Origin of the sequence: Actinomadura livida (assembly GCF_014648675.1) — a bacterium.
Lineage (GTDB): Bacteria > Actinomycetota > Actinomycetes > Streptosporangiales > Streptosporangiaceae > Spirillospora > Spirillospora livida.
Window position 1 is genome coordinate 159,832 of sequence record NZ_BMRO01000006.1, and the last position, 8,856, is coordinate 168,687.

The 8,856-nt window shown below is 74.6% G+C and carries 8 protein-coding genes; 1 reads left to right on the top strand and 7 read right to left on the bottom strand.

What is annotated here, in order from left to right; all coding sequences use genetic code 11:
• Window positions 1–80: 80 nt before the first annotated feature.
• Complete coding sequence (locus IEZ03_RS16005) at window positions 81–1,304, top strand: acetyl-CoA C-acyltransferase (RefSeq protein WP_184883729.1); 1,224 nt, start codon at window positions 81–83, stop codon at window positions 1,302–1,304.
• Window positions 1,305–1,380: 76 nt separating this feature from the next.
• Here IEZ03_RS16005 and IEZ03_RS16010 read toward each other — a convergent pair whose 3' ends face one another.
• From IEZ03_RS16010 to IEZ03_RS16040, 7 genes are all read right to left on the bottom strand, one after another.
• Window positions 1,381–3,009, bottom strand: a complete 1,629-nt coding sequence (locus IEZ03_RS16010) for an AMP-binding protein (RefSeq protein WP_184883728.1) — start codon at window positions 3,007–3,009, stop codon at window positions 1,381–1,383.
• 63 nt (window positions 3,010–3,072) lie between these two features.
• A complete protein-coding gene (locus IEZ03_RS16015) occupies window positions 3,073–4,230 on the bottom strand; it encodes an acyl-CoA dehydrogenase family protein (protein WP_184883726.1) in 1,158 nt (385 codons plus the stop codon).
• Complete coding sequence (locus IEZ03_RS16020) at window positions 4,230–5,249, bottom strand: acyl-CoA dehydrogenase family protein (RefSeq protein WP_184883725.1); 1,020 nt, start codon at window positions 5,247–5,249, stop codon at window positions 4,230–4,232. The genes IEZ03_RS16015 and IEZ03_RS16020 overlap by 1 nt, the downstream gene beginning before the upstream one ends.
• An 88-nt stretch (window positions 5,250–5,337) precedes the next feature.
• Window positions 5,338–6,282, bottom strand: coding sequence for a TIGR03619 family F420-dependent LLM class oxidoreductase (locus IEZ03_RS16025; RefSeq protein WP_184883723.1), 945 nt, complete (start codon window positions 6,280–6,282; stop codon window positions 5,338–5,340).
• Window positions 6,279–7,238, bottom strand: coding sequence for an acyl-CoA dehydrogenase family protein (locus IEZ03_RS16030; RefSeq protein WP_184883721.1), 960 nt, complete (start codon window positions 7,236–7,238; stop codon window positions 6,279–6,281). The genes IEZ03_RS16025 and IEZ03_RS16030 overlap by 4 nt, the downstream gene beginning before the upstream one ends.
• The gene (locus tag IEZ03_RS16035; RefSeq protein ID WP_229808327.1) at window positions 7,235–8,374 is read right to left on the bottom strand and encodes an acyl-CoA dehydrogenase family protein; all 1,140 of its coding nucleotides are present in this window, start codon (window positions 8,372–8,374) and stop codon (window positions 7,235–7,237) included. The genes IEZ03_RS16030 and IEZ03_RS16035 overlap by 4 nt, the downstream gene beginning before the upstream one ends.
• Window positions 8,375–8,479: 105 nt before the next feature.
• Window positions 8,480–8,856: ATP-binding cassette domain-containing protein (locus IEZ03_RS16040; protein ID WP_189241203.1), on the bottom strand; the 377-nt coding region annotated here is incomplete at its 5' end.

Here is an 8,856-nt window from a genome sequence, read left to right on the forward strand (position 1 = left end):
CTCGGCGTGCCGCGGCCGGACGACCGCTGGTAAGCGGAGAGTATAGCCAACCAACTGGTCGGCTGGGTACAGTCGCGTCCATGAAGAACGCCGTGATCGTCGACATCGTCAGGACGCCCCGGGGCAGGGGCAGGCCCGGCGGAGCGCTCTCCGCGCTCCATCCGCAGGAGCTCCTCGCCGGGGTGCTGGTGGAACTGCGGAAGCGGACCGGGCTCGACCCGGCGGAGATCGCGGACGTGCTCACGGGGTGCGCGAACGCGGTGGGCGTCCACGGCGACAACATCGGCCGGCTCTCCGTGCTCGCGGCCGGCTGGCCGGTCGAGGTGCCCGGCGTGACGTTCAACCGCGCCTGCGGCTCGGGCCAGCAGGCCGTCAACTCGGCCGCCATGATGGTCGAGGCCGGCCAGGCCGATGCCGTCGTGGCGTCGGGCGTCGAGATGATGTCGCACTACCCGCCCCCCTCGCGCATGACCCTCGACGGCGGCAACGAGCGCCTCCGCGCCCGCTACCCCGTCATCCCGCAGGGGATCTCGGCCGACCTGATCGCCGCCGTCGAGGGGTTCGGCCGCGCCGACGTCGACCGGTTCGCCGCGGAGTCGCAGCGCAGGGCGGCCGCCGCGATCGCCGAGGGGCGTTTCGCCGCCTCGACGGTCCCGGTGACGGACGCCGCCGGACGGGTCGTCCTCGACCGCGAGGAACTGCCGCGGGACACCACGGAGGAGGCGCTCGCGGCCCTGCCGCCGTCCTTCGAGCGGCTCGGCGCCGCCGCCGTCGAGGGCTACGACCGCAGCTTCGACGCGATGGCGCGCGAGGTCTATCCGGAGGCCGGCGAGATCGCGCACGTCCACCACGCCGGCAACTCGTCGGGGCTGGCCGACGGCGCGGGCGCCGTACTGGTGACCGGCGAGCGGTACGCGCGCGAGCGGGGCCTGCGGCCGCGGGCGCGCGTCGTCGCGACGGCGACGGCCGGCGCGGAGCCGGTCATCATGCTCACCGCGCCCGGCCCGGCGGCCGAGCAGTGCGCGCGGCGCGCCGGGATGTCGCTGGACGACATCGACCTCTTCGAGGTCAACGAGGCGTTCGCGTCGGTCGTGCTCCGGTTCGCCCGGGAGACCGGTGTCGATCCCGGCCGGATCAACGTCAACGGGGGCGCCATCGCGCTGGGCCACCCGATCGGCGCCAGCGGCCCGATCCTGCTCGCCACCCTGCTCGACGAGATGGAGCGGCGTGACCTGTCCACCGGACTGGTCACCATGTGCACGGGCGGGGGCATGGGGACGGCCACCATCATCGAGCGGGTGTGAGCCGCGGCGTGGACGGGCCGTGCACCGGCCCGTCCACGCCGGTCGGCGGGGCCCGTCCGGGTCCCGGCGACCGGCGTCAGGACGCCGGCCGGCGGTGGGCCTCAGCCAGGTCCCGCGCGGTGCCGTAGTCGGCCTTGCCGTTGGGCCCGCGCGGGACGACGTCGACGAAGACCACGACCTTCGGCGCCTTGTAGTCGGCGAGCCGCGCCTTGACGTGCGAGACCACGTCGTCCGCGCCGAGTGACCGGCCCGGCTCCAGGCTGACGATCGCCGCCACGACCTGCCCCCACTTGGGGTCGGGGATGCCCGCGACGAGGACGTCGGCGACCGCGTCGTGGTCGAGGATGACGCCCTCGACCTCCTCGGTGAAGATCTTCTCGCCGCCGGAGTTGATGCAGAGGGAGTCGCGGCCCATCAGCTGGATGGCGCCGTCCTCCAGCACGAGCGCGTGGTCGCCGGGGATCGCCGAGCGGACGCCGTCGACGACCGGGAAGGTGCGCTCGGTCTTGCCGGGGTCCTTGTAGTAGCCGAGGGGCAGGCGGTTGGTCACGACCAGCTTCCCGACCACCCCGGAGCCCGGGGCGACCGGCCGGCCGGCCGGGTCCAGCACGCGGAGGTTGGCGCCCGGGGTGAACCTCCCGGTCGGCGGGACGTTCCCCCGCGTGGCCACCGACCAGCCCATGCCGAACCCCTCCGAGGAGGAGAAGCCGTCCAGGATCGAGGCGTGCGGCCAGTGCTCCAGGAGGGCCCGCTTGCTGGCCTCGCTCAGCATCCCGCCCGAGGTGAGGACGTGCCGGACGGAGGTGCTGTCCCAGCGGCCGGGCCGCTCGTCCAGCGTCGCGAGGATCTTGTGGGCGAAGACCTCGCCCGCGATCGTGAGGCTGGCCACGCCGAGCCGGTCGATGAGGTCGAGCAGTTCCCCGGCGTCCAGGTTCGGCTGGACCAGCGAGCCGACGCTCCCGCCCTGGTGCATCGCGATGGCGGCCCCGAACCAGCCGCTGCCGTGCATCATCGGGCTGCAGGAGACGTGGGCCGGGCCCGGGCCGTTGACGGCGGCCCGGATGGAGGAGTGCGCATCGCCGTCGAGGTCGAACGACAGCTCCGCGACGTCGTTGATCTGGCGGAGCATGTCCTCGACGCGCCACATCACGCCCTTGGGCAGCCCGGTCGTCCCGCCCGTGTAGAGCAGGAACAGGTCGTCGCCGCCGCGCCCCCACGGCGAGCGCACCGCCCCCTCCCCGGAGGCCGCCGCCTCCTCGTAGGGGACGGCCCACTCCGGGCACGGATCGGTTCCGTCGTCGACATGGAAGAACCGGCGCAGCCGCGGCGACGCCCTGCGGATCGACTCCAGCCTCTCGGTGAAGGATCCGTGGAAGACCACGGAGGTCACGTCCGCGTCGTCGAAGAGGTAGCGGAGCTCCTCGTCCCGATAGCGGTAGTTGGTGTTGACGGCCGGGATCCCGATCTTGAACGCGGCGTGCTGGACCTCCATGTACTCCGGGCTGTTGCGCAGGTACAGCGCCACCCGGTCGTCGTTGCTCGCGTCGGCGTCGAGCAGGGCGGCGGCCAGCCCGTTCGCCCGGCCGTCGAACTCGGCCCACGAGAAGGTGCGATCGCCGTGCACCTGGGCCGGCGCCCCGGGGATCTCCTCGGCGACGGTCTCCCAGACCGTCGCCGGGTTCCAGTCGAACTCCGACGTACCCACCTGAGCCTCCTCGTGAGTTGACGTGACTCTGCACAAACGCGGCCGCGCTGAGGTGCCCGGCCGCTACGCCCCGGTGGAGCGCCGCCCGCGCGGCAGCCCGAGCCGCTGCTGGGCGATGAGGGTGAGCAGCACCTCGGAGGTGCCGCCGTAGATCGTGGCGATCTGCGACTCGCGGTACAGATGCTGGAGCTCGCCGGCGGCCGCCGCGCCGGCGGCGCCGCGGTTCAGCAGCCCTTCGACACCGGTCGCGTCGAGCAGCGCACGGCTCTCGCGGAGCAGCGCCTCGGTGCCGTAGACCTTGGCCATCGTCCCCTCGACGGCCCCCGCCGCGGCACTGGAGCGGGACCACGACGCCTGCACGCCCAGCAGGCGGGCGACCTCGGCGGAGGCGGCGGCGCGGCCGAGCCGGGCGTGGAACCCGGCGCCGGCGTCCCGGCCGCGGCCCCAGGTCGCCGCCGCCGTCACCAGCCGGCGCAGCTGCGCCGCGAACTCGCCGCCGCGCTCGAAGGCGAGGGCGACGTTGACGATCTCCCAGCCCTGCCCTTCCGCGCCGACGCGCGCCTCGTCGCCGACGCGGACGTCGGAGTAGTAGGTGACGTTGGTGCGCTGGCCGCTCAGCGTGAAGATCGGTGCCACCGAGAAGCCCTCGGCGGCGGTCGGGACCAGGAACAGCGTGAGACCGGCGTGCTTGGGCGCGTCGGGGTCGGTGCGGGCCAGGAGGAAGACGTGGTCGGCCTTGCCGGCGAGCGTCGTGAAGATCTTCTGGCCGCTGATCACCCACCCGGCGCCGTCGCGGGCCGCCCGGGTCCGGACCGAGGCCAGGTCGGACCCCGAGCCGGGCTCGGTGTAGCCGAGGGCGAGCAGCAGCTCCCCCCGGCAGATCGGCGGGAGCAGCCGCCGCCGCTGCTCCGCGGTGCCGACGCGCCGGACGGCCTCCCCCACGATCTGCGTGATCGCGAGACCCTCGGTCGGCGCACCGGCCGAGGCGAGCTCCTCGTAGATGATGTCGGTCATGGCGCGGTCCCAGCCGCGCCCGCCGTCCTCGACGTGCCAGTGCGCGCCCACCCAACCCCGGCCGGCGAGCGCCGCATGGAACTCGCGGTCGTGGTAGTCGCCCGTGGCCGCGACGCGTCCGAGCACGTCGGCGGTGAGGTGCTCGCGGACGAAGGCGCGCACCTCCGCCCGGAGCGCTTCCGCCTCGGCGCCGGCGGCGAAGTCCATCAGCCCGCCCTCCTCAGGGTCGCGGCGCCGATCGACGCCCAGATCGCCTCGGGGTCGCCGCCCTGGAGCTGGAGCGCCTTCGCCCGCCGCAGGTAGAGCTGGGCGTCGTACTCCAGCGTGTAGCCGTAGCCGCCGTGCACGTGGAGGCACGCCTCCGCGGACCGGACGGCGGTCTCGGCCGCATGGGCGAAGGCGATGTCGGCGGCGTCGCGCCACCCCGCGTCGCCCTCGTCGTGCCGCCACGCGGTCTCGCGCACGAGCAGCCGCGCGCCGTCCACGGCCATTGCCACGTCCGCGAGCAGGTGCTGGACCGCCTGGAAGGTCCCGATCCTGACCCCGAACTGCTCGCGCGTCCTGGCGTAGTCCACGGCGACGGCGAGCGCCCGGTCCGCCAGCCCGACCAGCACCGACGCGCTGCCCAGGCGCCACCAGCCGGCCCCCGCGCGGAAGAGGTCCCGCGCCTCCTCGCCGCGGGCGAGCACGGTCCGCTCGACGGGGCCGCCGCCGAGCGGCCGATCGGCACAGGCCAGGAAGCCGAGATCACCGGGCGGCGCGGCCGGCGGGCCCTGCGCGAGGACGAGGTCGCCGCCGTCGAGCGCGACCACGCCCCGCGCCGCTCCGCCTCCCGGCACCAGCACCGCGGTGCCGCCGGCCGCCGGCCGCGGGCAGAGGACCACCGGGGGTCCTCCCGCCAGGGCCTGCGCGGACCGCGCCTCCTGCCCCTGCACCGCGGCGAGGAGCATCGCCGCGGAGGCCGCCTCGACGAGCGGCGCGCACGCCAGGTGCCGCCCGGCGGCCTCGGCCGCGAGGCCGAGTTCGAGGACGCCGGCGCCGGTGCCGCCGGCGGGCTCGGGGACGGCGATCCCGACGGCGCCCGTCTCCACGAGGACCTTCCACAGCGCCGGGTCGAAGCCCGCGTCCTCGACGGCGCGCACCCGCTCGGCGGACGACTCGCGCGCGAGCACGCGTTCGAAGGTCGCGGCGGTGTCGCGTTGCTCCGGAGTCGGCTCCAGGTCCACCCGGCCCTCCCTGCCTCGGTCTTCGTGCAGCGCACAGCGGGGTGCGTTCCGATCTGTATACCCAACCGTACGGTTGGTTGACAAGGTTTCAGCCGACCGCATCGGCGAATTCCCGGACCATCTCGTCGAGCATCGAGCGCGCCTCGTCGTACCGGCGGGGGACCCGCAGCAGGGTCCGGAAGTCGGTGACGCCCTGCTCCGCCAGCGCAGCGGCCCCGGCGAACATGGCCGGGTAGTCGACCCGGCCGCGGGACGTGAAGGCGTTGGCGAGCGGGTAGGCGACCTGGACGCCGCCGAAGTCCCCGCCCTCCGCCTCGACCAGCCTCCGCATCTCACCGAGGGCGCCCGCGAACTCCGCGGCGGTGACGCCCCACGGAATCCAGCCGACGCCGTGGCGGACGATCCTGCGCGCCACGGCCGGCTTGACGGAGCCGCCGATCCACACCGGCACGCCGGCCGCCCGCACCGGCTTGGGCATCATGTGCACGTCCGCGAAACGCACGTGCCTGCCCTCGAAGGCGGCGACCGGGCTGGTCCACAGCTCATGGCAGGCGGCGAGCAGTTCGTCGAGCAGCCGCCCCCGCCGCGCGAAGTCGACGCCGAGGGCGCGGTACTCGGCCTCCTGCCAGCCGATGCCGACGCCGAGTTCGAGCCGTCCCCCGCTGAGCGCGTCGATCGTGGCGGCCACCTTGGCGAGCAGGACCGGCGGCCGGAGGGGCGCCACCAGGACGTTGGTGGCGAGCCGGAGGCGGGACGTGACCGCCGCGAGGGAGGCCAGCACGGTGAGCGACTCCAGCCAGTCGCCGTCGGGACCGGTCGGCTGGCGGCCGCCCGCCCTGCCTCCGCTGCCGGGGTCCCCGTACGCGCTGAGGTCGGAACCGAAGACGACGTGGTCGCTCACGAAGACCCGGTCCAGCCCGGCGTCCTCGGCGGCGCGGGCCTGGTCCAGCACGTGGCGCCAGCTCTCCGGGGGCGTGGCGGCGTAGTTGCGTATCCCCAGGGTGAGCTGCGGGGCCGCCCGCTCCCCGGTCACCGGCGAGGCACGTCGAACGTGCCGCGGAAACCGTGCCGGTTGACCGCCTCCAGGAGCAGCGAACGGGTGCGGCTCAGGCTCGCCGGGCGCAGCAGCACCGGGGCCAGGTGCCGGTCCAGGACGGTGAGGTCGTGCTCCTCGCAGAGACCGATCGCGCCGAACACCTGGTGCGCGTGCCGCAGCACGGAGTCCGCGGCCTCCAGCATCCCGAGCCGCAGCGCGAGGGCGTCGGCGAGGGTCGCGCGGCCCCGGTGCACCTGGAACCAGGTGTAGGTCGCGAGTTCGTCGAGGCCGTCCATCGCGACGGCGATGTCGGCCAGCCGCCACCGGATCTCCCCGAACCGCCCGATCGGCCTGCCGAACTGGCGGCGCGTCCCCGCGTACCCGGCCGCCTGCAGCGCGACCGTCTCCAGCGCGCCCGCCACCCAGAAGCCGTCGAGGACGAACGACATCAGCAGCGCGCGGTCGGGCAGCGCGGCCGCGCCGGCCGGTCCGCGGAGCTCGACCGGGACCCCGAAGGGGTCGAGCGGCGCCCGGCTCCGGGAACCCGTGGGCGCCACGGCCCGGGGCAGCGGGTCACCGCCCAGCGGCACCGCCCCGGCGCTCTCGAACAGGTCGGCGTGGTCCAGATGGGAGACCGGGCCGTCGACGACGTAGATCGCCTGGCAGCGCGCCCGCCACTCGACGGGGACGCTGAGGGCGCGGGCCAGCGGCCAGGGCGCGACGACCGCGCCGCACGCCCTGACGGCGAGCATCGCCGCCTCCGACTCCTCCGCGTCGCCGAGCGGGTCGAGGTCCAGCACCCCGACCGACTCCAGCGCCGGCCGCAGGTCGTCGCCGCGGACCCGCGGCCGCTCCTCGGCCGACCGCGCGATCTCGACCCCGCCGTGATCGGCCAGCACCGCGCGCACGGCGTCCCGCAGGGCGAGCGCCGCCGGCGCCCATTCCCGCTTCACGACGCGTCCTGCATCAGGGAACGCGCGACCAGCATGCGCTGGATCTCGATCGTGCCCGAGGCGATCGTGGCCGAGCGCGCGTACCGGTAGACGTCCTCGGCGTGGCCGAGCACCCCGTCCCCGTTCGGCCGCAGCCCCGGTGCTCCGAGGGCGTCCAGGGCGAGCCCGGCGACCTCCTGGTCGAGTTCGATGGAGGCGATCCGCGCCCCCGACGCGATCCGGTCGGTGAGCCCGCCGGCCTCCCGCCGGGCGATGGCCCGGTGGTTCAGCAGCCTCGCCGTGCGGGCGTGCACCAGGGCGGTGACGAAGTCCTCGCCCAGGCCGCCGGAGGCGGTGGCCTCCACCGCTCCCAGCTCGGCGAGCAGCCGCTCGTCCCGCGCGTACCTCGGGATGCCGATGCGCTCGTGGCCGAGGACGAAGCGGATCACCGCCCAGCCGTCGTCGACCTCCCCCAGCACGTCCTCCCGGGTGACCCGGACGTCATCGAAGAACACCTCGTTCAGGTGCTGCGGACCCATGATCGACGCGATCGGGCGCACGCTGATCCCGGCCCGGTCCATCGGGACCAGGAAGATCGTGACGCCCCCGGTCTTCGAGCTCTCGCGGGCGGTGGTGCGGGCGGCCAGGAAGCACCAGTCGGCGAGCGTCGCGTACGACGTCCAGATCTTCTGGCCCCGGACGAGCCAGCCGTCGCCGTCCGGGACCGCCGGCAGCGACAGCGACCCGAGGTCGCTCCCCGCCTCCGGCTCGCTGAACCCCTGGCACCAGACCACCTCCCCGGCGGCGATGGGGCGCAGGTGCCCGGCCTTCTGGGGCTCCGTCCCGAACTCCATGATGGTCGGGCCGACCCAGCTGAGCCCCATGTACTGCGCTCCGCGGGGCTCCAGGTGGGCCCACATCTCCTCGCGGAGCACCGCCGACTCCCACAGCGTGGCCCCCGCGCCGCCGTACTCCTCCGGCCAGTCGATGGTCAGCAGGCGCTCCGCGACCAGCCGGTCGATGACCCGGCGGGTGACGAGCCGGGCGCGCGGATCCTCGGAGAACGGGCCCGCCCAGTCGTCCGGAAGGAGCTCGCGGAGGATCGCGCGCAGTCGCGCGCGGAGCTCCTCGGCCCGCTCGTCCATCTCCACGTCCACGCCCCTGCTCCTTCTCCGTTGGAAGCTGAAATATATATCATTTAGATGTTTCGGCGAGCGGGGCGGGCTACTGAGCGGATTCCCGCCTGCCGCCCGGTCCGGGTGTCAGCCCGACGAATAGATGCTCTCGGCCACGTCCTCGACCGACAGGTTCGCCGCCGAGTCGCGCAGGGTGACGCGCCCGCGCTCCAGCACGATGACCTCGTCGGCGATCCCGCCCAGGACCTGCTCGACGAGCTGCTCGACGAGCAGGATGGCGAGGCCGTCGTCCCGCAGCCGCTCCAGGCATTCGAAGACCAGGTCGACGAACACGGGGGCCAGTCCCGACGACGGCTCGTCGACCAGCAGGACGGCGGGCCTGGCGGCGAGCGCGGTGGCGATCGCGAGCATCTGCTGCTGGCCGCCCGAGAGGTCGGCCGCACGCTGCGCGCGCCGCTCCCCCAGGATCGGGAACCGCTCGTAGAGGGCGTCCAGCTCGGTGT

What these genes read in the sequence shown, in the direction of transcription:
- IEZ03_RS16005 (WP_184883729.1), top strand. Translation starts at nt 81, where the DNA reads ATGAAGAACGCCGTGATCGTCGACATCGTCAGGACGCCCCGGGGCAGG.
- IEZ03_RS16015 (WP_184883726.1), bottom strand. Translation starts at nt 4,230, where the DNA reads ATGGACTTCGCCGCCGGCGCCGAGGCGGAAGCGCTCCGGGCGGAGGTG.